Origin of the sequence: Planotetraspora phitsanulokensis (assembly GCF_016863295.1) — a bacterium.
Lineage (GTDB): Bacteria > Actinomycetota > Actinomycetes > Streptosporangiales > Streptosporangiaceae > Planotetraspora > Planotetraspora phitsanulokensis.
The window spans coordinates 107617-129405 of the sequence record NZ_BOOP01000004.1; the positions used below are offsets into that span (position 1 = coordinate 107617).

20 protein-coding genes are annotated in these 21789 nt (G+C 71.4%); 19 read left to right on the forward strand and 1 reads right to left on the reverse strand.

What is annotated here, in order from left to right; genetic code table 11:
• The first annotated feature begins 221 nt into the window (after nt 1-221).
• Entirely contained in the window at nt 222-593 is a 372-nt protein-coding gene (locus tag Pph01_RS06145; protein ID WP_204071974.1) for a hypothetical protein, read from the forward strand.
• 70 nt (nt 594-663) lie between these two features.
• Here Pph01_RS06145 and Pph01_RS06150 read toward each other — a convergent pair whose 3' ends face one another.
• Nucleotides 664-1101 carry a hypothetical protein gene (locus tag Pph01_RS06150; RefSeq protein ID WP_204071975.1) on the reverse strand — a complete coding sequence of 146 codons (438 nt, stop codon included), beginning with the start codon at nt 1099-1101 and terminating at the stop codon, nt 664-666.
• A 112-nt stretch (nt 1102-1213) separates the two neighbouring features.
• Between Pph01_RS06150 and Pph01_RS06155 the strand changes: the two genes are divergently transcribed.
• The 18 genes from Pph01_RS06155 to Pph01_RS06235 all read left to right on the forward strand — a co-directional run bounded on the left by Pph01_RS06155 (nt 1214) and on the right by Pph01_RS06235 (nt 21781).
• The gene (locus tag Pph01_RS06155; RefSeq protein WP_204071976.1) at nt 1214-2098 is read left to right on the forward strand and encodes a hypothetical protein; all 885 of its coding nucleotides are present in this window, start codon (nt 1214-1216) and stop codon (nt 2096-2098) included.
• A gap of 195 nt (nt 2099-2293) precedes the next feature.
• On the forward strand, nt 2294-3424 hold the full coding sequence (locus Pph01_RS06160; protein ID WP_204071977.1) for an alpha/beta hydrolase: 1131 nt from the start codon (nt 2294-2296) through the stop codon (nt 3422-3424).
• Between the two features lie 99 nt (nt 3425-3523).
• On the forward strand, nt 3524-4138 hold the full coding sequence (locus Pph01_RS06165; RefSeq protein WP_204071978.1) for a helix-turn-helix transcriptional regulator: 615 nt from the start codon (nt 3524-3526) through the stop codon (nt 4136-4138).
• Nucleotides 4135-4866: a Pvc16 family protein gene (locus Pph01_RS06170; RefSeq protein WP_204071979.1), complete on the forward strand. Its 732-nt coding sequence runs from the start codon at nt 4135-4137 to the stop codon at nt 4864-4866. The genes Pph01_RS06165 and Pph01_RS06170 overlap by 4 nt, the downstream gene beginning before the upstream one ends.
• Nucleotides 4863-6905, forward strand: coding sequence for an ATP-binding protein (locus Pph01_RS06175; RefSeq protein WP_204071980.1), 2043 nt, complete (start codon nt 4863-4865; stop codon nt 6903-6905). Before Pph01_RS06170 ends, Pph01_RS06175 begins: the two co-directional genes overlap by 4 nt.
• Nucleotides 6902-8788 (forward strand): zinc ribbon domain-containing protein, encoded by a 1887-nt coding sequence (locus tag Pph01_RS06180; RefSeq protein WP_204071981.1) that lies wholly within the window; start codon nt 6902-6904, stop codon nt 8786-8788. The genes Pph01_RS06175 and Pph01_RS06180 overlap by 4 nt, the downstream gene beginning before the upstream one ends.
• On the forward strand, nt 8785-9807 hold the full coding sequence (locus Pph01_RS06185) for a zinc ribbon domain-containing protein (RefSeq protein WP_204071982.1): 1023 nt from the start codon (nt 8785-8787) through the stop codon (nt 9805-9807). The genes Pph01_RS06180 and Pph01_RS06185 overlap by 4 nt, the downstream gene beginning before the upstream one ends.
• Entirely contained in the window at nt 9804-11243 is a 1440-nt protein-coding gene (locus Pph01_RS06190) for a hypothetical protein (RefSeq protein ID WP_204071983.1), read from the forward strand. The genes Pph01_RS06185 and Pph01_RS06190 overlap by 4 nt, the downstream gene beginning before the upstream one ends.
• A gap of 114 nt (nt 11244-11357) precedes the next feature.
• Nucleotides 11358-12002: an eCIS core domain-containing protein gene (locus Pph01_RS06195; protein ID WP_204071984.1), complete on the forward strand. Its 645-nt coding sequence runs from the start codon at nt 11358-11360 to the stop codon at nt 12000-12002.
• Nucleotides 12003-12110: 108 nt separating this feature from the next.
• Nucleotides 12111-14054 carry a hypothetical protein gene (locus Pph01_RS06200; RefSeq protein ID WP_204071985.1) on the forward strand — a complete coding sequence of 648 codons (1944 nt, stop codon included), beginning with the start codon at nt 12111-12113 and terminating at the stop codon, nt 14052-14054.
• A 116-nt stretch (nt 14055-14170) separates the two neighbouring features.
• Nucleotides 14171-15685: a phage tail sheath family protein gene (locus Pph01_RS06205; protein ID WP_204071986.1), complete on the forward strand. Its 1515-nt coding sequence runs from the start codon at nt 14171-14173 to the stop codon at nt 15683-15685.
• A 53-nt stretch (nt 15686-15738) separates the two neighbouring features.
• On the forward strand, nt 15739-16182 hold the full coding sequence (locus Pph01_RS06210) for a phage tail protein (RefSeq protein ID WP_204071987.1): 444 nt from the start codon (nt 15739-15741) through the stop codon (nt 16180-16182).
• A complete protein-coding gene (locus Pph01_RS06215) occupies nt 16179-16673 on the forward strand; it encodes a hypothetical protein (RefSeq protein ID WP_239116471.1) in 495 nt (164 codons plus the stop codon). Before Pph01_RS06210 ends, Pph01_RS06215 begins: the two co-directional genes overlap by 4 nt.
• Nucleotides 16670-16801: a DUF6760 family protein gene (locus Pph01_RS43250; RefSeq protein ID WP_275412800.1), complete on the forward strand. Its 132-nt coding sequence runs from the start codon at nt 16670-16672 to the stop codon at nt 16799-16801. Before Pph01_RS06215 ends, Pph01_RS43250 begins: the two co-directional genes overlap by 4 nt.
• Nucleotides 16802-16936: 135 nt before the next feature.
• Nucleotides 16937-18844 (forward strand): hypothetical protein, encoded by a 1908-nt coding sequence (locus Pph01_RS06220; protein ID WP_204071988.1) that lies wholly within the window; start codon nt 16937-16939, stop codon nt 18842-18844.
• Nucleotides 18845-18894: 50 nt separating this feature from the next.
• Entirely contained in the window at nt 18895-19335 is a 441-nt protein-coding gene (locus Pph01_RS06225) for a phage tail protein (protein ID WP_204071989.1), read from the forward strand.
• Between the two features lie 3 nt (nt 19336-19338).
• Nucleotides 19339-20070, forward strand: a complete 732-nt coding sequence (locus Pph01_RS06230) for a CIS tube protein (protein WP_204071990.1) — start codon at nt 19339-19341, stop codon at nt 20068-20070.
• Entirely contained in the window at nt 20060-21781 is a 1722-nt protein-coding gene (locus Pph01_RS06235) for a VgrG-related protein (RefSeq protein ID WP_204071991.1), read from the forward strand. Before Pph01_RS06230 ends, Pph01_RS06235 begins: the two co-directional genes overlap by 11 nt.
• Nucleotides 21782-21789: the final 8 nt, after the last annotated feature.

Genomic DNA, 21789 nt, shown 5'->3' on the forward strand with positions numbered 1-21789 from the left:
GTGAGGCCCGACGAAGTGGGGCCGCGGCTACATCGAGACCTGAAGTCTGTCATCGTCCCGGCCAGGCCTTAGCCGAACAGCTCACTACACGACGGCCCGATCAGGACACCGGCGAAAACGAGTCGATCATCCGGCAGAGCGGGGTTACGCTCTCGCTCGTTTCGCACCGCTTGCCGGTGGATTCGGTGCCCGGTGGAACAGGGAGAACAGGAAGCCCAGTCATGGCCATTCCCAAGAAGGGCTCACGCCTCATCACTGTCGACGACATCGCCTACCGCTGGAGGGTCCGTCACAAGCCGACGTACTGCCAGGGAAACAGCTGGGGCCCGCTGACCTTCGCGGTTGAGCTGGTCGATCCGCCGGGTCGTGTTCTCCTCGTGTCACTTCCTTGCTCTCGGCCGGATGCATGGCTCGGGGAACGAACGATGGCCGTACGTCCAGCGCTTGTGGCAGCGGCCATACGTGCAGCTCACGAGCGTGGCTGGGACCCACAGCACGCAGGCAACGCCTTCGAACCCAGCCTCACCGATGACGACCTGACCAATTTGATGAACGGTCGGCCACCTGCCTACGAGGTTCCTTTCATGCGATGACCACGTCAGAGTCAGGACGAGCTCTCGGTGACAAGTCTCCATCAAGCTTGCATGCTCACCGCCGGCAAGATCAGGCCATCTCCAACAGGTGAGCAGTGGGGCCGTAGTCGATCTTCCAGTCCGCGTATACGCCCAGGCCCCCGTCTTTCAGGCACCGCAGGCCGACGCTGACCCAGCGCACCTCACCGTCGCCGCGGAACGCGAACCCGACCGCTACACCGAACTCCTCTCCTCCGCATGGGCAGGCGCACTCACCGAGGTCGGCGTCATCCTCGTACTCAGCGCTGTCAGCGATGTAAAAAGCGTCCCCACACACGACGCAGACCCGTTGCACGCATCCTTCAACGTCATCGGCCAGAACGTGGAAGGACTTTCCAGTACATCCCGCGCACACTGCCTCACGCACACGCTCAACGGCATAGCCACCCGGTTGGCATTCGCGGATGAACTCTGCGAGATCCTCGAAGCCCTCACCGCGCCACAGCTCGCCCGACGTGTCGATCGCCACAGTGCCCGAGTGTATGGCCGGAGAGCCACGGCACTAGGTGGGGCGCAGCCGGGTGCGGCTCACGTCCGATTTGTTCAAGACGGCCACCTGACCCACCCATACCATCGCCGTCATGAATGAGCGATTCGCCGCTGGACGGGAGTTCCTTTTGCGCCAGGGCAGGCTCCTGGAGCAGCGCCTGTTCGCCACCTGCTTCGAGGGCGCTCCCGGCAACGGGGTCGTCGACGTCCTGAGAGGTTACGCCAACGACGACGGCGGGTTCGGCCATGGACTTGAGCCCGACAAGCGCTGTCCTGCCAGCTTGCCCATCGACGTCGAGGTCGCCCTTCAGACGATGGCCGCGGCTCAGACCGTCGATCCGCCCCTGGTCCGCGGTGCGTGCGAGTATCTCGCCAAGGTCGCCGCCGACATGGGCTGCGGTGCAGCCGTTCCGCTCGCCTTCCCGGTGATCGAGGCGTACCCGAGGGCAGCGCATTGGACGGAGTGGACCTATCAGCCGGGTCTCAACCCGACCGCAGGGATCGTCGGCCTGCTCTACCGACTACGCGTGAACCACCCCTGGATCCCCGCGGCAGCGGGGTATTGCTGGGAACAACTCGACAAGGCGGACCTGCCCACTGACGCTCATGCCTTGAACGAGGTCCTGGTCTTCTTGGAGCACACCCCGGAGCGCGAACGCGCCAGTTCGGTGGCGGCCAAGGTGCGCGAAAGCCTCCTCGACGCATCCTGGTTCCGGTTGGACCCGGACGACACCAGCTACGGGCTGTCGCCGCTCAGCGTCGCGCCTTTTGCCGACAGCCTGTGGCGCGGCCTGTTCGCCGACGATGTCATTCAGGCGCATCTCGACCGTATGGAGCGCGACCAACAAGCCGACGGCGGATGGCCGATCGCGTGGGAGCCCCCCAGCCAGGCGTCACTTCTCGAATGGCGAGGCATCGTCACCCTACAGAGCATGCGCACCCTGGTGTCCTTCGGCCGACTCGACCCTGAGCATTGACCGTGCTGCCTCTGCACGCAGGCATACGCGAGCGCCCTCGCTGGTGTGGGGCATGGCGGGCCCTTCACGACCGGCCACGACGAGGGACCGCGTCGCCCGCCCCCGACCAAAGTCGTAGGCGGGCGTCACCTCGGTCGAACTCGGGATGACCGCACGCCCGATGCGTCGCCGTGCCGTGGCGGCGACGCTGTCCACATGACTCCCCCCATCGGTTACCTGATCGCCATCGCTCTCACCGCGATCTGTCTGGTGGTCGCCCTGCGACCGGTCAACAGGCCGTGGTCGCTCGCCTACCTGAGCTTCCGAATCGGCATCGTGATCAACGAGCTGCCCTTCGTCGTCCTCTACTGGATCCTGGCCTCGACGGCGCTGGCACTCGGCCAGGGCTCCATCGACGCACTGGGCGCGTGGCCGGCCGTCGTCGTGGCCGGTGGGCTGGCGGTCGTCGTCCGGCTGGGGCTACGGGCGGGCACGGCCGTCGACCACGCCCTGACCGAGGGCCTCGGCAGCGGGTGGCGCGCCGCCGACGTCGATCGGCACCGCCGGCTCCCGCTTCTCCGCATCCTCTTCCTGCCGGTCGCGTTCCGCCCCCGCGACGTCGAGCGGCAGGCGAACATCAGCTACGGCGACGCGGGCCGGCGCAATCTCCTCGACGTCTACCGTCACCGTTCCCACCCCTCTGGTGGTCCCGTGCTGATCCATCTGCACGGGGGCGGGTTCTACAGCGGCAGGAAGAACAGCCAGTCGCTTCCCCTCATCCACCGGCTCGCGCGCCGAGGGTGGGTGTGCATCAGCGCGAACTACCGCCTCAGGCCGTCGGCGCACTTCCCCGACCACCTGGTCGACCTCAAGAAGGTGATCGCCTGGGCGCGGGAGCACGCACACGAATACGGCGCCGACCCGTCGGCGATCTTCGTGTCGGGCAGCTCCGCCGGAGGCCACCTCGCCTCGATCGCCGCTCTCACCCCCAACGACCCCGCCTTCCAGCCGGGATTCGAGGACGCGGACACCTCGGTCACCGCCGTCGTCTCCCTGAACGGCTGGTACGGGAACTACTACGACCAGGGCCCGGAATCCTCCCCTGTGGACTACATCAGGCAGGACGCGCCGCCGTTCTTCATCGCCCACGGCGACCGGGACTCGATCGCGCCCGTCGAAGGCGCGCGGCTCTTCGCCGGGAAGCTGCGGAGCACCTCGTCCTCTCCGGTCGTCTACGCGGAGTTGCCCGGCGCGCAGCACGCGTTCGACCTGTTCCACTCCCCGCGCTTCGAAAGGGTCGTCGACGGGGTCGAGGCCTTCGCCGCCTGGGTGCTCTCCCACCGGTGACGAGGACGCCGCCTCTTGGGGTGCACGGCTGCACGCCCGAAGAGGCGGCGTTAGGTGCACGTTGACCGCACGTTAGGACCTGCTTCGCATACTGACCGCGTGAATCGCATCGCGGTGTACGTCCAGGCTCACGACCCCATCCTCCGAGCCGGGGTGACCAGTCAACTGCGCCAGCGCCCGGAGGTCCGGCTGGTGGGCCAGGACGAGGCACGGGTCGCCCTCGTCGTCGGCGACACGGTCGACGAGGAGTTGCTGCGGTCGTTGAAGGCCCTGCGTTGCCGCCCGGACCTGCGTATCCTCGTGATCTCCCGGCACGTCGACGACGCCGGGCTGATCGCGGTCATGGAGATCGGGGTGGCCGGGCTGGTCCGCCGGGCGGAGGCCACACCCGACCGGCTCCTGTCCATCATCGAGGCCGCGGCCAAGGGAGAGGGCTCGCTCCCGCCCGACCTGCTGGGCCGGCTGCTCTCCCAGGTGGGCAGCCTCCAGCGCGACGTGCTCGGCCCGCGCGGGCTGTCGTTCACCGGCCTCGCCGACCGGGAGGTGCAGGTGCTGCGCCTGGTCGCGGACGGTTACGACACCGCCGAAATCGCGGCCCGGCTCTGCTACTCCCAGCGCACCGTCAAAAGCGTCATGCACGACGTCACGACGCGGCTCAACCTGCGCAACCGCTCGCACGCGGTGGCCTACGCCCTCCGGAACGGCCTCCTGTGATCCACGAAATCGACGAGGCTCTGCGGAGCCTGATCCGCGAGAACGCGCTGGCCGGCAGCGGGATCGAGGTCCTGCTCGAGGCTCCGACGAAGGAGTGGGCGGCCCGGCGCAACACCCCCACCGTCAACATGTATCTCTACGACATCCGTGAGGACCTGCGCAGACGTGAGCTGGGCCGGATCCCGGAATACGACGCCGGCGGCCGGATCGCGGCGCGGCACCGGCCGCCTCGCCACATGAAGTTGTCCTACCTCGTCACCGCGTGGACACAGCGGCCCGAGGACGAGCACCGGCTGCTCTCGTCGATGCTCGTCGTCCTGCTCGCGAACGAGATGATCCCGCCGTCGCGGCTCACCGGCTCCCTGGCCGAGCTGGGACTCCCCGTCCCGATGACCGTGGCGTCGCCGCCTCCGGAGGACCGCGCCTTCGCCGACGTCTGGACGGCGCTGGGCGGTGAGCTGAAGCCCTCGCTGGACGTGGTGGTCAGCGTGCCCGTCCCGGCCGCGCCGCCCGAGCCCGCCGCCCCACTGGTCACGGAGAACCTGGTCACCCGCGTCGTGAACAGGCAGACCCGCATCGCGATGTCCCGCCACACGAAGGGCCGTCCGCCGAAGGGCCGCGAACCCGCGGACCACAGGCCGGAGGAGCGCCTCGTTCAGCCTCCCCGTGGAACACCCGAGGACGCGGCGACGCCGTCCGAGACGACGAAACGGAAGCGGCGACAGTGACCGATCCCAGCGTGACGCACCTGTTCGGGCGGCTTGGTCTCTTCGAGCGGCGGGTCCGCGGAGCCGTCGCGGCGTTCCGCGCCCGCGATCCACTCCCGGACGACCCCTTCCGCGGCCTCTACCTCTCCGACCGGGTCGTCGACGAGGTTCTGCGTTCCAGGCGGCTGCCCATCGGGGACGGCGATCCGGGGCTCGCCGACGTGGAGGCCGCCGCGGACCGGACCGAGGAGGCGGGCGGCCGGTCCCGGCTCCGCGACCTCGCCGCGGCGGCCGCCCTCAGTCACCTCGACGTCGAACTGCTGCTCGCCGCGATGCTGCCCGACGTGGACAGCCGGTACGAGCAGCTCTACGGCTATCTCAACGACGACGTCACCCGGCGGCGGGCCACGGCCGGGCTCGCCCTGCGGCTCTGCGGCATGCCGGAGGCGGCCGCGCACGCGCGGGCCCGCCTGGACGTGCTGGCCGGCCTCGGGCTGCTGGTCGTGGAGGAGCCCGAGCGGCCGCTGCTCTCCCGGACGCTGCGGGTGCCGGACCGGGTGGTCGCGCACCTGCTCGGCGACGACCGTCCCGACACCGCGCTGGCGCCGGTGCTCAGCCCCGCCACCGATACGACGCCGGATGTCACGGGCCCCGCGGCGGTGACGCTCCCCGGAGCCGAACGGCTGGCGCGAGCCGTACGGAACGGAGTGCGTCTCATCTACCTGCGTGAGCGGTCCGGAGGGGGCGGGCGTGCGCTCGCCGTGGCCGCGTTGTCCGCCGCGGGCGCCGGGGCGCTCTGCGCGGACGCCGCGCTCCTCACCCCCGACCTCGCCCGCTCGCTCTACCGGGAGGCGCTGCTCACCGGGCGCGGAATCGTCCTGGGCCCGATCTGCGGGCCGCTTCCCGCGCCGCCGGGCGCGTGCGTCGTCGTCATCCTGTACGGCACGGCCCCTTTCGATCCGCACTGGAGCGACACTCCCCCGCTGCCCGCGGACGTGGAGGCCGTGCCCGCCACGGTGCGGGCGCGGTTGTGGCGCGACGCACTCGACGGGCTGCTCGCGCCGGGCGTCGACCCGGACGCGGCGACCGCCCATTTCACGCTCGGCCCTCAGCAGATCACCCGGGCCGCGGCGGCCGCCACCCTCGTCGCGCTCGCGGAGGAGAGCCCGCTGCGCGCCGACCACCTGCGGCTCGGCGCCCGCGCCCAGAACGCCGGCGGGCTCGAACGGCTGGCCCGCAGGATCGAGCCGGCCGTGGGCTGGGACGACCTCGTCCTGCCCGCGGACGTGGCGGCCCAGTTGCGCGAGCTCGCCGCGCGTGCGCGCCACCGGGACACGGTGCTCGGCGAATGGCGGATGCGGCCGGGAGGCGGGCGCGGCCGGGGCGTGACCGCCCTGTTCGCCGGCGACTCCGGCACGGGCAAGACCATGTCGGCCGAGGTCATCGCCGCCTCCCTCGGCCTCGACCTCTACACGGTGAACCTGGCGACCGTCGTCGACAAGTACATCGGCGAGACCGAGAAGAACCTGGAGCGGATCTTCGCCGAGGCGTCCGGAGTGAACGGCGTCCTGCTGTTCGACGAGGCCGACGCCATCTTCGGCAGGCGGTCGGAGGTGCGGGACGCGCACGACAGGTACGCCAACATCGAGAGCGCGTACCTGTTGCAGCGCATGGAGACCTTCGACGGCCTCGCAATCCTGGCCACCAACCTGCGCGCCAATCTCGACGAGGCGTTCACCCGGCGGCTCGACCAGGTGGTGGACTTCCCTGTGCCCTCGCCCGAGCTCCGGCACACGTTGTGGGACCGGTGCCTGGGGGCGCGGCTGCCCCGCGACCCCGACGTGGACCTCGATTTCCTCGCGCGCTCCTTCGAGCTCGCGGGCGGGCACATCCGGTCGGTCGCGATCACGGCCGCCTACCTGGCGGCCACGTCGGGGGAAGCGGTCCGCATGGCCGACGTCGTCGGCGCCGTCGCGCGGGAGTACCGCAAGCTCGGGCGCCTCTGCCTGGACCGGGAGTTCGGGCCCTATCTCTCCCTCGTCAGCGCGGAGCGGCAATGAACTGCGCCAGTTGCGGCACCACCAATCCACCCGGAGCCCAGTTCTGCTCGAACCCCGGCTGCGGCGCGTATCTCTCCTGGTCCGCCGGGCCGCAACCCGGCGAGCCGCGGCAGCCTGGAGAACAGCCCACCGAGCGGCCGCGACCGGAGACGCGGCAGCCCCAGACGTCGTTCATCCCCCAGTCTTCCGGGCAGGCGGGAATGCGCCTGGAGCTGGACATGGCGGAGGCCGCGGTCGAGCCGGGCGGCCAGGCACGCGTACGGGTCACCGTGTACAACACCGGAACGCGGGTCGAGCGGTTCGCGCTCGCCGTCACCGGCACGGCCGCCCGTTGGGCCACGGCGGACCCCGCCGAGCTCACCGTCTATCCGGGCGCCGCCGCCACGTCGACGGTGACGTTCGCGCCGCCGCGCGGCCCCGGAGGTCCCGCCGGAGTCTGGGACTTCGCCGTGCAGGCGGCCTCCGAGGTCAGCGGAGGCCTGCGCCAGAGCGCGCCAGGCACGCTGTCCGTCGCGAGGTTCCACGCGCTGACCGCCGCCCTGTCCCCCGTCGCCGCCCGGGGCGGGAGCCGTACGCGGCAGGTGCTGGTGCTGGACAACCAGGGCAACGCGCCCGAGGACGTGTGGCTCAGTGCCACCGACCCGGAGAACGAACTGCGCATCGCCCTTCCCGCGAGCGCGCGGCTCGCTCCGGGGAAGACCGAGGTGGCGGTCCAGGTCGGGGCGACGCCCGCGACCTTCGGCCTGCCGAAACGGGTGCCGTTCACGATCACCGTGACCCCGTCCGGCGAGCGGCCCCTGACCGTGGAGGGCACGCGGATCGTCGCGCCGAGGTTCGGCCGATGGCCGCTGATCGTGGCGCCGCTCGTCGCCGCCGCCCTCGTCGGCGGGGCGCTGGCGCTGACGCGGTCGACCGGGGACCCGGCGGCGCCGGCCGGAGCGGCGGGCGAGGCGGCACCCGGCGGCTCCGAGAGCGAACCCGCCAAGGCAACGGGCAAGGACGCGAGCCCGAGCGCGCGGGCAGGCGGGACGAAGGCCACGCCCAAGCCGAGCCCCAAAAAGCCGCCGCCTCCTCCGTCGTACTACGCCGGCAAGGGCGAGCTGTCCGGCGGCGCCGCGGACGTCCCCGTGACGAGCCTCGCCTCCGACGCGAAGATCTTCCTCACCCCCGACCTGACCGCGATCACGATGTCGGGCACCACCGTGACCGACTCCCGGCCGCGCACCGGCGGCAACTTCCCCGCCGCGGCCCTGCGCGTGGCGGGGCGGGAGAAGAAGTCGTTCCGGGTGGAGGCGATGTCCGACGCCCCGCCCGACGGGCTGCGGTTCAGCTACCTCGTGCTCACCCGGTCACAGGGGACCGTCGGAGGCCTGCCGTACCAGGCGGGCAGCTCGCGGATCGGAACCGGCCAGCAGCGGGTGCGGGTGCCCGGCGTCGAGACGGCGACGCCGGACAGTGTGATCATTCTGACCGTCCGGGACGGCGGCCAGGCCGTGCGGATCGACGCCAAGGAGGACGGCGGTTTCATCGCGTCGACCCTCGACGCCCTGCCCGCGGCCGCTGAGGTGTCCTTCGACTACCTCGTGGTCGACCCGGACGGGAAGGGCACGGGGCGGCGGAAGGCGGCCGCCGGGCTCGACAGGACCGAACCGGGGAACGTCGGCACCGCCGCTCCCCGGCTGGAGGACGACCTGATCGGAGAACGGTCGGCTGTCCTGCTCACCCCCGACGCCACGAGCTACCGCGACGACGCGGGCCTGTACGCCACAGCCCTGGCCGACGTGTGCGTGCTGAGCCAGGGCGACGGCTTCGCCGAGGTCGAGCCGTTCTACTCCCAGCGGCCGTTCGTGAAGATCCCCTATGACTGGCTGGTCGTGACATGACATCGACATGCGCCAAGTGCGGCTTCCAGAACGTCGGCGGAGCCCAGTTCTGCGCGAACCCGGCGTGCGGCGCCTACCTTCCGTGGGACCGCGCCCGGCAGCCGGAGACGGGCCGGGTGCCCGTCGCCGAGCAGCGCGCGGGCGTCCGCGTCGAGCTCGCGGAGACGGCCCTGACCGTCGAGCCCGGCCAGACGGCCGAGACCCAGGTGACGATCCACAACACCGGGACCCGCGTCGAGCAGTTCGAGGTGCGGCTGTTCGGGCCCGCCGCGGTGTGGGGGCAGGCGGATCCGGCCGAGCTCGCCGTCTACCCGGGCACCAAGGCCACCTGCGCGGTGCGCTTCACCCCGCCCCGTTCCTCATCGGCCGGTGCCGGCCGGTGGGATTTCGGCGTCCTCGTCGAGTCGTCGGTCAACGCCGGCCTCCACGCGGACGCGACCGGCTGGCTCACGGTCGGCACGTTCTCCGCGCTCACCGCCGAGTTGTGGCCGCAGGTCACGCGTGGCCGGGGCACGACCGAGCACTCCCTCATCCTGGTCAACGGAGGCAACCTGTCCGAGGTGGTGAAGCTGGGCGCCGCCGACGATTCGGGCGAGCTCCGGCTCGACCTGCCCGCGTCGGTCTCCGCCGGGCCGGGGCGCACGACCGTGCCGGTCAGGGTGACCGTGGTGAGCGGGCAGGACGACGGGCGGACCTACCGCTTCACCGTCACCGCGACCCCGCGCGACCGCACGCCGATCGTCGTGAACGGCTCCCGCGCGGTCCCCGCCGCACCGCGGCCACAACCGGCGCCGGCCCCCGCACCCTCTCCACCGCGGCCCGAGCCGCCGCCGGAACCCCCGCGTCCGCAGGTCGTGTACGTCCCCGCGGGCGCCCCACGGCAGCGGACGGCCGGTTGTCTCGGCGGACTGATAAGGCTGGTGCTGTGGTGCGCCTTCATCGCCCTGCTGCTCGCGGCGGCGTCCTGGGCATACGACAACCAGGACCAGGTGCGATCGTGGTTGGAGAGTCTGCAATGAACGTCACCTGCGCGGTCTGCGGCCAGGTCAACGCCGAAGGCACCCAGTTCTGCGTCAACCCCGCCTGCGGCGCGTACCTGCCGTGGGACCGGACGGCGGCCCACCACCAGCCTCCCCAGGAACCGCCGCCACCGGTTCCGCACCCGCCGCCATCTGAATCGCAGCCGCGGACCGCCCGGCACGAACGAGTGGAGCCGGAGCATCGGCCGGGGGCCCGGATCGAGCTCGCGGACGCGGCGCTCGCGGTCGATCCCGGGCAGATCGCGGAGACCCAGGTCACCGTCCACAACACCGGGAACCGGGTCGAGCGGTTCCTGGTCCGCGTCTCCGGCCCGGCGGCGCCCTGGGCGAGCGTCGACCCGGCCGACATCACCGTGTATCCCGGACGCCCTGCCGTGTGCACCGTGAGGTTCGCGCCCTCCCGCCAGGCCGCGACGTCCGCGGGCACGTGGAACTTCGGCGTGCTGGCCGACTCCCAGGTCACCCCAGGCCTGCAGGCGAGCGTCGTCGGAGCGGTGCACCTGGGCGACTACCGGTCGCTCACGATGACGCTCGAACCCGGCGCCGCACGCGGCGGGAGCCGTACCACGCAGACGCTGCTGATCGACAACCAGGGCAACGTCCCCGAGCGGTTACGGCTCACCGCGTCCGACACCGACGGGCTGCTGCGATTCGAGCTTCCGGGAGAGGCGACGGTCGAGCCGGGCAGGTCCGCGGTCCCGCTCCAGGTGCACGCCCGTCAGAAATGGTTCGGCAGGCCGCAGCGGGTGCCGTTCCACGTCGTGGCCACGCCCGAGGAGGGACGCCCGGTGGGCGCCGACGGCGTGCGGATCGTCCGGCCGCGCCTGGGTGTGCTGCCACTGGTACTGGCCGGGGCACTGGCCGCCGTCCTCGCCGGAGGCGTGGCGCTCAACCTGGGATCGTCAACCGACTCCGCCGACTCGGGATCCGGTCCGATCGGGGTGGCGGGCTCGCCGTCTCAGGAGGCCGTCTCCCCCGCGCCGGGCGTGACGATGCGGCCGCCGGAGTCGCCCTCGCCGACCCCCACTCCGTCGCCTTCGCCGTCACCGTCGCCACGGGTGAAAAGCCCCGCGCCCCCTCCCGTGGACCCCGCGTCGAAGCTGCTCGTCGAGTATCGCCGCTCGGGCGGCTTCGCCGGATTCGCCGATCGGATCACGGTGTTCGGCGACGGCCGCGCCACGGTCACCCGGGTGACGACCAACGTGGACACGACCCTCACACCGGACGAGCTGGCCGCGCTGAACGAGAAGCTCGAGGTGCTGGAACTCGGCGAGCCCGCCGCCGAACCGGGAGGCGCGGACCACATCACCTACGAGTTGCTCGTGAACGGCCGGCGATCCGTCCGTTACGACGTCCTGCCGCCGGACTGGCAGGACGTCACCGCGATCCTGGACCAGGTGATCGAGCGCCAGTAGGGGCGATGCCCGAAGGGGCGGCCTCCACCGCCCCTTCGTACGGACCTGCGGCCCTTATCGCCGGCCGGGGAGCGTGTCAGCGTCGGGGAGACGACACTGCTCCCAGGGGGCGCTATGCACAGGCATGCCGGTGACCTCGGCTCGGAGTTCCGGCCACCGGGCGACCGCGCGCGAGCCGACGAGGGGGCGGCTCCCGAGGCGTGGGGTGCGGATCCGCGCGGCCTGCTCGGCCTGCAGCGCACGGCCGGCAACGCGGCGGTCAGCGGCATGCTGGAGGAGGAACGCTCGCCCGTCCACGACGCGATCTCCTCGGCGGGTCAGGCGCTCGACGACGAGGTCAGGGCCGACATGGAGGGCCGGTTCGGCGCGGACTTCTCCGACGTGCGGATCCACACGGGCGAGCAGGCCAGGCACTCGGCCACCTCCGTGAACGCCCAGGCGTACACGGTCGGTCCGGACGTCGTCTTCCAGGACTACGACCCGTCGTCGGCCGCCGGCCGCCACATGCTGGCCCACGAGCTCACCCACGTCATCCAGCAGCGCAACGGGCCGGTTGACGGCACGGAGGCGGGAGGCGGCGTGCGGGTCAGCGACCCTTCGGACCGCTTCGAGCGCGAGGCCGCGGCCACCGCCGACCAGGTCATGTCGGCCCCCCCTCCCGCCGTGCAGCGCGAGGAGACTCCGGATGAGGAAGAGGCGGCGGCCCAGACGTACGTCCAGCGCCAGGAGGACGACGAAGAAGAGACGACCGAAGGATAGGGGCCACGTGGTCCTCGTTGTCCGCCTCGGACGTGCCGGTGACAGCACGGCGATCAGCGAATGGCATCCACCACGCCGGCCCGCCGGCCGCCAGTAAGGAGTGTCACCTTGTCGAGCGAACGGTTTGGCCAGGCGCCGCGCGAACCGCTGGCGCGACCCGGGCAGGCACTCGCGCGCGCCGTCGCCCCCAGACCCTCACCGGCACCGGAATCTTTCGAGCGGCTGCAGCGGCTGGCGGGGAACGCGGCCGTGCAACGGCTGGCATCCTGGCCCGCCGGACTCACCCGCCTGCCTGTGCAACTGGCCCCGCCGACCAAGGGCACGGACACTTCGAAGTCTCCGAGCGACACGCTCGCGGAGCAGGTGACCGAGGGCAGGTTCAAGGAGGCGCTGGAATACCTCAACGGGCTGCCCATGGAGTACCTGCTCGTCCAACTGGACAAGCTGGGCTTCGCCAACGCGAACTACCTGCTGACCAATCTGAGCGCGGCCGCCTGGCTCGGGCCCTTCGCGCTCGCCAGGCTCGAGGCCGCGATCCGCTCCGTCGGGATCAGGCAGACGGGTACGGTCTCGGATCTGCTGATCCCTCTGATCAACGCGGTCTCCCGATCCGGTGTGCGCCAGTACTCCGACCAGTTCTCGGCCATCCGCGCGAAGGTACGGGCGCCGGCAGGCGGGTGGACCTCACTGATCCAGGGGTATTTCGCCATGGCCGACCTGGCACCGATCGCCGCGCTGACGGCGACGGACAACGTCTTCCGAGTACTCGACTTCGTCACAGACGTGGAACTGAACCAGGCACTGCGCGACATGCAGGAGCCACAACTGCGCCTCCTGATCGTCAACAGCCGAGGCGCCGACCGCGTCTTCGACGGAGAGCGGATCAAGCGGGCGCTCGACGCCACCTGGCGCGGCAGATTCCCGAAGACGGAGCCGCCGTGGCCGAAGGCGGTGACCGCTGAGGGGCTCAACGTGGCCACCATGTCGAGCGTGGACAAACTGGGCACGGCGATCCGCTGGTCGGAACGGCACGGCGGCGAAGAACTCGCGGGCAAGCTGGAGGAGTTGCTCAGCTTGAAGTCGCTCGCGTTCATCGCCGGGACGACGATTCTCTTCGCCGTCCTGGAAATGGGGACGGGCGGCGCGGCGGGCGCGGTGATGCTGGTCGTGTCGGCGGCGATGGTCGGCCCCGAGGTGTACACGATCGCGAGCGACATCCAGTCGTTCATCACGACGGCGCTGGGAGCCAAGGACGAGACCGACCTCGACCTGGCCGCGCGTTACTTCGCCAAGGCCGCCGTGGCGATCGGCGTCGACATCCTCACCGCCATCCTGCTGCACAAGCCGACCAAGATGGTCACACCCAAGATCCAGGCCGGAGCCCGTGTGGCGGGTGAGTTCCTCAAGGCCAGGGTGGCCTCCGGCGGTGGCGGCCTTGTCCCGGCCCTGGTCATGGGCGAGGGGCCGCCGAGTTTCGTGCATGCTCCGCCGGAACGGCTCACCACCCTGGAGACGAGGGGAGGACCCGCCCCCCAGTTGCCCAAGGCGCCCAAGGCACTGCGGAACCTGGCCAAGAACGACGACGCCGCGGCCTGGGCACTGCTCGACCGTTATTGGCGCATGCCTCGGGCGCAGCTGAGCAGACTCGCGAAGATGCAGGACGAGACTGCGATATACGTGCTGCAGGAGCGGATCAAGCCCAACGACGAGGCATTGATCAAGGCTCAGGGCAGCAACTACCGCCCCCCGCACGAGGCCGAGGTGACCATCACCCGGCCGCAGTACGCCAAGAAGATCTGGGAAGGCAAGATCCAGAGCGGCAGGATGACCGACCAGGAGGCGGCACTCGGCTGGCCGGACAGCATGTTCGCCACCCACACGGAGGCGCGTGCCGTGAAACACACACAGCTGAAATCGGGCGACGTCCTGACGATCTTCGGTCAGTACAACCCCTGCGCGGCATGCCGTGCCGCCATGGCGGAGGCGGCGATCCGTCTCGGCATCCGCGTTCACTACCACTGGATGGGCGGCCGGGAGTCCTTCTATCCCTGACCGTTGCCCTTTGGGGCACTGGACGAGGGACCAAAGGGTGGGCGGACGGACGCTGTGCTCCCGGCCTGGGCGTCTGATTCTGGATGCGGGACGAGATTCCGCGAACGGAGGCAAGAATGCCCACGTATCTGACCCCAGGTGTGTACGTCGAGGAGGTCGAGGCGGGCTCACGGCCGATCGAGGGGGTCGGTACGGCTGTCGCCGCGTTCGTCGGCTTCGCGCCGCTCGGGCCGTACAACACCGCGACCCTCGTCACGAGCTGGAGCCAGTTCACCCAGACCTTCGGGGACTTCATCCCTGGATGCAACCTCGCGCACGCCGTTTACGGATATTTCCTGAACGGCGGGGGCACGTGCTATGTCGTCCGCATCGGCGGCGACGGCGCGGCGACCGTACCGGAGCCGCAGGCAATGCTCGGCACCTACCGCGTCGCCGCGAAGGAGCTGGGGAACGGCAAGCCCGAGATCGTCGTCGAGGTGGCGCAGCCGACCGGCCAGGACGAGGCGGGCGACCGCTTCACCCTCGTCGTCAAGCGTGACGGCAAGGTCGAGGAGACCTACGAGGGCGTCACCGCCAAGCGCGGCAAGGACAACGTGGCGACTCAGGTGCAGAGCAAGTCGCGCCTGATCACGCTCGAGGACACCGGCACCACCGCCGCCGTGCCGGCCCCCCAGTCGGTCACGCTGCGGACGCCGCCCGCCCCCGCCCCCGTGCCCGACCACGTCTCGGCCGACGACTACGTCGGCAACGTCGCGGAGCGCACGGGCTTCGGCGGCCTTGAGGCCGTCGACGAGATCACCATGGTGGCCGTCCCCGACCTGATGGGGGCCTACGAGCGGGGCGCGATCGACCTCGAGGGGGTGAAGGTCGTCCAGGACGCGATCATCGCGCACTGCGAGCTGATGGGCGACCGCATGGCGATCCTCGACGCGCCTCCCGGGATGACGGCCCACCAGGTGAAGGAGTGGCGCACCGACCTCGCCGGCTACGACAGCAAGTACGCGACGCTCTACTACCCCTGGGTCAAGGTCTTCGACCCGGCGGTGAACGCCACCCGGTTCCTTCCGCCCAGCGGCCACGTCGCCGGGATCTGGGCGCGCAGCGACGCCACGCGCGGCGTGCACAAGGCGCCGGCCAACGAGGTCGTGCGCGGCGCGGTCGCCCTGCAGACCCAGCTCACCAAGGGGGAGCAGGAGCTGCTGAACCCCATCGGGATCAACTGCATCCGCGCGTTCTCCGGGCGCGGCATCCGGGTCTGGGGCGCGCGGACGTTGTCGTCCGATCCGGCCTGGCGCTACCTCAACGTCCGGCGGCTGTTCAACTACCTCGAGGAGTCGATCCTGACCGGCACGCAGTGGGTGGTGTTCGAACCCAACGACGACGCCCTGTGGGCCCGGATCCGGCGGTCGATCAGCGCGTTCCTGATCCTCGGCTACCAGCAGGGCTCGTTGTTCGGCCGTACGCCCGACGAGGCCTTCTACGTCAAGTGCGACGCCGAGACGAACACCGCGGAGAGCATCGAGGCGGGACAGGTCATCTGCGAGATCGGCGTCGCCCCGGTGAAGCCCGCCGAGTTCGTGGTCTTCCGGCTCGCCCAGATATCGGGCGGCGCCGGCCTCATCGGCGAATAGCGCGGGCATCCCCCGGACCCGCACCCCACGGACCGCACCCAAGGAGTTAGGTGATGGCACTCCCCGAGATGGACACCTCTGTCGGTCACTCCTTCGGCCTGGAGATCGACGGCATCGTCATCAAGCAGATCAGTGAGGTGTCCGGGCTCAAGATGGAGCAGGACGTCATCGACCTGCCGCAGAATACGGCCGACGGCAAGTTCATGCGCAAGAAGCTGCCCGGCCGCCCGAAGGCCGGGGAGGTGACGCTCTCACGCGGCCTGACCAACGACCAGAGCTTCGAGAAGTGGGCCAAGGACGCCCAGTTCGGCAAGATGAAGGACGCCCGCAAGGGCGGCGCCATCATCGTGTACGACTTCGAGGGCGTGGCCATCAAGCGGTACAAGCTGCACAACGCCTGGCCGAAGAGCCTGGAGATCGGCACCCTCAAGGCCGGCGACACCACCGTGCTGATGGAGAAGCTCGTCATCGTGCACGAGGGGATGGAGCCCGCGTGATGCGCCGCACCGCCCCGAGCGCGATGTCCGTGTCCGCCGACTCCGACGCGGGCGCCCCCGGCATGGGCGGGCACACGCAGGACGGCAGGCCGTACGGCGGAGCCGAGCCCCGGCGCGAGACCATGCGCACGGAGTTCGCCTTCGAGCTGCCCCGGGGCTACGTCGACGAGTACGGCACCGTCCACCGCGACGGCGTCATGCGCCTGGCCACCGCGAGGGACGAGCTGGTTCCGCTCAGGGACGACCGGGTGCGCGAGAACCGGGCCTACCTCACGGTGGTGCTGCTCGGGCGCGTCATCACGCGCATCGGCACCATCACCGACGTCCATCCCGGGCTGATCGAGAACTTCTTCGCGTCCGATCTGGCCTTCCTGCAGGACCTGTACCGGCGGGTGAACAGCGAGGGCCGGTCACGCGCGGCCGTCGCCTGTCCCGAGTGCCGCCACGAGTTCACGGTCGACCTCTCGGGCAGCCGCCTGGGGGAACCATGACCGACCGGCTGTACGAGGAGGTCACCTATCTCGCCTACCACCTGCACTGGCCGCTCGACGACCTCCTCGACCTGGAGCATCACGAGCGCCGCCGGTTCGTCGCCGAGACCGGCCGGCTGGTCCGGTAGGCCGCGATGCGGTGGCCATGGACGCGCTCCGGACGGCCCGGCCGACCCGGCGGGGACGGCGCAGGGTCCGGAATCCAGGCGGACGCCGGGGCCGGGGAATCGGCCGCAGCGCAGCCGTACGCGAAGCCGGCTCCCGTGCATCGCGGCGAGTGGCGGACGTTGCCGCCGCTCCAGCGCGCGCTCGGCCCGCATCCCCTGGCCGACTCCGGGGACGCGTTCTCCGGCACGCTGACCACGTGGCGGAACCCGTCGTCGCTGGCGCCGCTCGGCCACCACGTCGTGGACGGGCCCGGCGGTCTCGTCGGCCCCTTCTCCCCCGGTACGGCTCCCGCCACCGAACGGCCGGGCACGCCGGACGACGATCGGCCACCGGTGCGGCACGCGCCTGGGCACGAACCCGTGACGATCGCCCGCTGGGCGGCTCCCATGCCCTCCCTCGACGCGCTGCCGGTCGTGAGCCGCGACCACGAAGCGGAACCGCGAGCCGAGATGAGGGATGACGTGCCCGCCGACGGCTCTCGTGGATACGCCCCGGACGATCCGGGACGCTCGTGGAGCGGCGTCCTCCCCCCAGGCGCCCACGCGGACGGCGTCCCGGACGCCCACGCCTGGGACGGCCCGGAGCAGGTGCATGCCGTCGACGCGGGCTCCGCACGAGGGACGCGGCCGCTCTCCGGCGACACGACAATGAGCACCTCTGTCACCGAGACCGCTCAGCGGCTGTCACCCGAGACCGCGATCGGGCAGGCCCCCGCGAGCCCCGCCCCGCCGGCCGGTCATCCCGGATCCGCCGTTCAGCGGACGGCGGTGAGGCGGCTCGGGCTCGGGCCGCCGATCGAGACCGGCTCGCCGGGCGGCGCGGCGCCCTGGAACGCGCGAGCCGACACGCTGACCGGCTCCCCACCCGGCTCACGACAGGCGTCGGGTCAGGCGTCAGGTCAAGCGGGCCGATCCGGCACGACGCCCACGGTCGCGCGGATCGAGGTGCACGGCGCCCAGAACCCGGACCCCGGCTTCGCCCGGTCCGCCCCGCATGACTCTGCGGAGCAACCAGCCGGCGCCCGGGGGCAGGCGGAGGCGACCCCCGTCGCGCCGACGCTGGGGTGGGATCAGCCCGGCATGACCGTGTCCACGCCCGTTTCGCCGGGCGACTCCGGCCGCACCAGCACGGGCACACCGCCGGGACGCTCAGGCGTCACCGCCGCCCGCGGAATCGGCGAACCCGTTCAACGGACACCCACGGGCACGCCCGCAGCCGACGGTCTCCCCCGCGCGGCCGTCGACCGCCCGCATGCTGACCACCCGCATGCCGACCACCCGCATGCCGACCACCCGCATGCCGACCACCCAGATGCCGCGCGTCCGGATGCCGCGCGCCTGGATGTCGTCGCGCGAGCCGTACTGCCGGAGTCGATCACGACGCGTCCTCTCCTGGGGTCGCGCGGGATCGAGGCGACGCAGGCCGTCTCCGTCCCGCTCGTGGACGCCGGCGCGGACCTGTCCCCCGGCGCGGGCGAGCCTCCGCTGCCGCGCACGGGCGGGGCGGAACCGCTCGCGGCGCTCCAGCGCTCCGCGGCCCCGGCCGTGCCGGCCGTTCCGATGCGGCCGGCTGCCCGGGAGGCGTCCTCGCCGGTGGGCTACGCGCCGACCCTGACGGCCGCGTCCGGCTCGGACACGGCGCCGGCCGTGCAAGCCGTACACACGCCCGCCGTGAGCGCCGCGGACTCGCAGGCCGAATCCGGCACGGCACCGCCGTACGGCAAGGCGGAGATGGCCCGGCAGGTGGTGATGCGGCTGGCCGCGGCGGGCGTCCCGGTCGCCCGCGAGGAGGACCCCGTCGCCGAAGAGGTCGTGCGGGCCCCTGCGCAGGACGCGCCCGCAGCGGGAGCCGTACCGGCGGGGCGCGCGCCCGGTGACGCGAAACAGGACCAGGAACTGGTGGGACGGCTGCTCGAACCGCTGCTGCGCCGGCTCAGGGCCGAGCTCTGGCTGGAGCGCGAGCGCCGTGGCGACCTGTCGGAACCGGGCGGGAGGCGTTTCTGAATGACCACTTCGAATGGCGACCCGATGGCTGACTGGGATGGGTGATCCGCATGGATGACGACCTGATCGCGGTCTCGGTGTGCTTCGTCGTCACGATCGACGGCAAGAACATCGGGGCGTTCAACAGCTGCGAGGGCCTGGGCTGCGAGGTCATGATCGAGCAGCGCGAGGTGGGCGGCAACAACGGCATGGTGCTGCAGCTGCCGACCCGGTTGAAGTACCCGAACGTGAAGCTGACCAGGCCGATCACCAAGGCGACCGCGGACAAGATCCCCCAGTGGCTGACGGGCCTGGCCAAGGGTGTGCAGCGCAGGACCGCGACCATCGAGGCCCGCACGGCCATGGGTGAGGTCATCGTCGCGTGGGGTCTCACGGGGGTGGTCCCCGTCCGGTGGACCGGCCCGCAGTTCACGCTCGACTCGCCCAAGGTGGCCACCGAGACGCTGGAGCTCGCCCACCACGGCTTCACCGGACCGGGTTGGGGTGCCTGAGCGATGGCCGCCGCCCCCGTCACCTTCAGCGCCCCCGGCGTCACCGGCGCGGCCCCGGCCAGCGTGCAGGAGGCGTTCCTCGCGATCCACGAGCCGCCGAAGACGCCAACGGACCGCAATCCCGGCGCGCAGATCGGCACCGTCAAGTTCCAGTACAACCCGAAGGAGCTCTCGCTCACCAAGTCGGCGAGCTGGGAGCGCAAGGCGCAGAAGAAGACCGATCACGGCGCCCGGCCGCAGTATCTGGGGTCCGATCCCTGCAAGCTGCAGCTGGAGATGTTCCTCGACGCCACGGAGAAGATGGACGACGGCGTCGTCAAGGCGGTGGAGCGGCTGTTCTCCTGCATGGTCTGCGGCGAGGGCAGGCCGACACCACCGTGGGTGATCTTCAACTGGGGCGGCCTCACCGGCTTCCCGGCGTTCGTCAGCAGCGTCACCGCGAAGTACACCCTGTTCACTCCCGGCGGGATGCCCGTGCGCGCCCTGTGCACGATCGCCGTCGAGGAGGTGTTCGGCACCACCAAGCGGCAGAATCCGACATCGGGTTCCCTTGCCGCCAGAGACGTGCACGTGGTGGTCGCCGGGGACACCCTGGCCGGCATGGCCTACGCCTACTACGGCGAGCCCGGGTTCTGGCGGGAGATCGCGAAGGCCAACCGCATCGGCGACCCGATGAGACTGCGGCCGGGCGCCCGGCTGCTGATCCCCGCGAGGGAGGAACTCGGTGGCGGCTGAGACGTTCTCCAGCACCCTCGTGGTGGAGGTGGGCGGCGCCGAGCTCGCGCCGGAGATCGCCGCGCTGCTCGTCCACGGCTACGTGGAGGACAGCAGAAACCTGCTCGACACGTTCCTGCTGCGCTTCCGCGACCCGGGGCACCTGGTGGTGGAGAAGGGCGGTCTGGCCGTGGGGGCGAAGGTGACGCTGAAGGCGCAGACCTCCGACCCCGGACCGCCGGTGACGCTGATGACGGGCGAGGTGGCCGGGCTGACGCTCGACCTCGACGCGGCGGGGACGATCACCGAGGTGCGCGGCTTCGACGAGGCGCACCGGCTGATGCGCGGCCGGCGGGTCGCGGCGTACCCGAACATGACGGTCAGCGACGTGGTCCGCCAGGTGGCCAGGCGCGCGAACATCCCGGTGGGCCGGATCGACCCGCTGCCCGGCGTCGGCGGGCGGCTGCACACCCAGCTCAGCCAGGACAACGTAAGCGACTGGTCGTTCCTGACCCGGCTCGCCGACCGGGTGGGCGCGCAGGTGGGCGTGGCCGACGGCAGGCTGTTCTTCCGCCTGCCCGCTCCCCCGTCCGGCGCCCCGGGCCCGGCGGAGAAGGCCGAGCAGAACCCGCTCGTGCTGGAGGCCGACGCGAACCTGATCTCACTGCGCGCCTCGGTGACCGCCGCCTCGCAGACCGAGGAGGTGGAGGTGCGCGGATGGGACTACGAGCACAAGCAGGAGATCACCGCCACCGCCACGCCGGCCCTGAAGGAGGCGGGCGCGGATCCGGCCGAGCTTGGCCGGACGTTCGCGGCGCCGGCGGTGCTGGCGGGAGTCAGCGGGCACCGGACGCAGGCCGAGGTGAAGGCCGCCGCGGACGCGCTCGCCGCCGACCTCGGCGGCACGGCCGTCGAGCTGGACGGTGTGGCCAAGGGGAACCCGCGGCTGCGTGCCGGCGTCGCGGTCTCGCTCGCCGGGGTCGGCGCCCCGTTCGCCGGCAAGTACACCCTGAGCGGCACGCGCCACCTGTTCTCGCCCGCGACCGGGTACACGACCGCGTTCACCGTGTCGGGCCGCCAGGACCGCTCGCTCTACGGCCTGACGTCGCGGGGCGCGTCCGGCATGGCCCACGGGCTGGTCCCCGCCATCGTGAGCAACATCAAGGACCCGCTCGCGATGGGCCGCGTGTGTCTCACGTTCCCGTGGCTGAGCGGCGAGTTCACCAGCGGCTGGGCGCGGGTGGCCCTGCCGGGCGCGGGCAGGGACCGCGGGCTGGAGTTGCTCCCCGAGGTCGGCGACGAGGTCCTCGTCGGGTTCGAGAACGGCGACTTCGACAGCCCCTACGTCCTGGGAGGCCTGCACAACGGGACCGACACCGCGCCGAGCCTGTCGGCCGCGATCGTCGACGGCACGAGCGGTCAGGTCGCCGTGCGCGCGCTCGTGTCCCGCGCCGGCCACCGGCTGGAGCTCGTGGAAGAGCCCGGCGTCGTACGGCTCAGCACCGGCGACGAGCAGGTGACGCTGACGCTGGACGAGAAGTCGGGGGCCGTCGTGATCAAGGGCTCGAAGGGCGTGACCGTCGACGCGGGCTCCGGCTCCGTGGAGGTCACCGCGACCTCCGGCATCACCCTCGACGCGGGCGCCGGACCGCTGGAGCTCAAGGGGAGCCGGGTCACCGTCAGCGGCCAGACCGACGTCACGGTCACCGGCGCGATCATCAAACTCAACTGACCACGGGA

What these genes read in the sequence shown, in the direction of transcription:
- Pph01_RS06145 (WP_204071974.1), top strand. Translation starts at nt 222, where the DNA reads ATGGCCATTCCCAAGAAGGGCTCACGCCTCATCACTGTCGACGACATC.
- Pph01_RS06155 (WP_204071976.1), top strand. Translation starts at nt 1,214, where the DNA reads ATGAATGAGCGATTCGCCGCTGGACGGGAGTTCCTTTTGCGCCAGGGC.
- Pph01_RS06160 (WP_204071977.1), top strand. Translation starts at nt 2,294, where the DNA reads ATGACTCCCCCCATCGGTTACCTGATCGCCATCGCTCTCACCGCGATC.
- Pph01_RS06180 (WP_204071981.1), top strand. Translation starts at nt 6,902, where the DNA reads ATGAACTGCGCCAGTTGCGGCACCACCAATCCACCCGGAGCCCAGTTC.
- Pph01_RS06185 (WP_204071982.1), top strand. Translation starts at nt 8,785, where the DNA reads ATGACATCGACATGCGCCAAGTGCGGCTTCCAGAACGTCGGCGGAGCC.
- Pph01_RS06190 (WP_204071983.1), top strand. Translation starts at nt 9,804, where the DNA reads ATGAACGTCACCTGCGCGGTCTGCGGCCAGGTCAACGCCGAAGGCACC.
- Pph01_RS06195 (WP_204071984.1), top strand. Translation starts at nt 11,358, where the DNA reads ATGCACAGGCATGCCGGTGACCTCGGCTCGGAGTTCCGGCCACCGGGC.
- Pph01_RS06205 (WP_204071986.1), top strand. Translation starts at nt 14,171, where the DNA reads ATGCCCACGTATCTGACCCCAGGTGTGTACGTCGAGGAGGTCGAGGCG.
- Pph01_RS06210 (WP_204071987.1), top strand. Translation starts at nt 15,739, where the DNA reads ATGGCACTCCCCGAGATGGACACCTCTGTCGGTCACTCCTTCGGCCTG.
- Pph01_RS43250 (WP_275412800.1), top strand. Translation starts at nt 16,670, where the DNA reads ATGACCGACCGGCTGTACGAGGAGGTCACCTATCTCGCCTACCACCTG.
- Pph01_RS06225 (WP_204071989.1), top strand. Translation starts at nt 18,895, where the DNA reads ATGGATGACGACCTGATCGCGGTCTCGGTGTGCTTCGTCGTCACGATC.
- Pph01_RS06230 (WP_204071990.1), top strand. Translation starts at nt 19,339, where the DNA reads ATGGCCGCCGCCCCCGTCACCTTCAGCGCCCCCGGCGTCACCGGCGCG.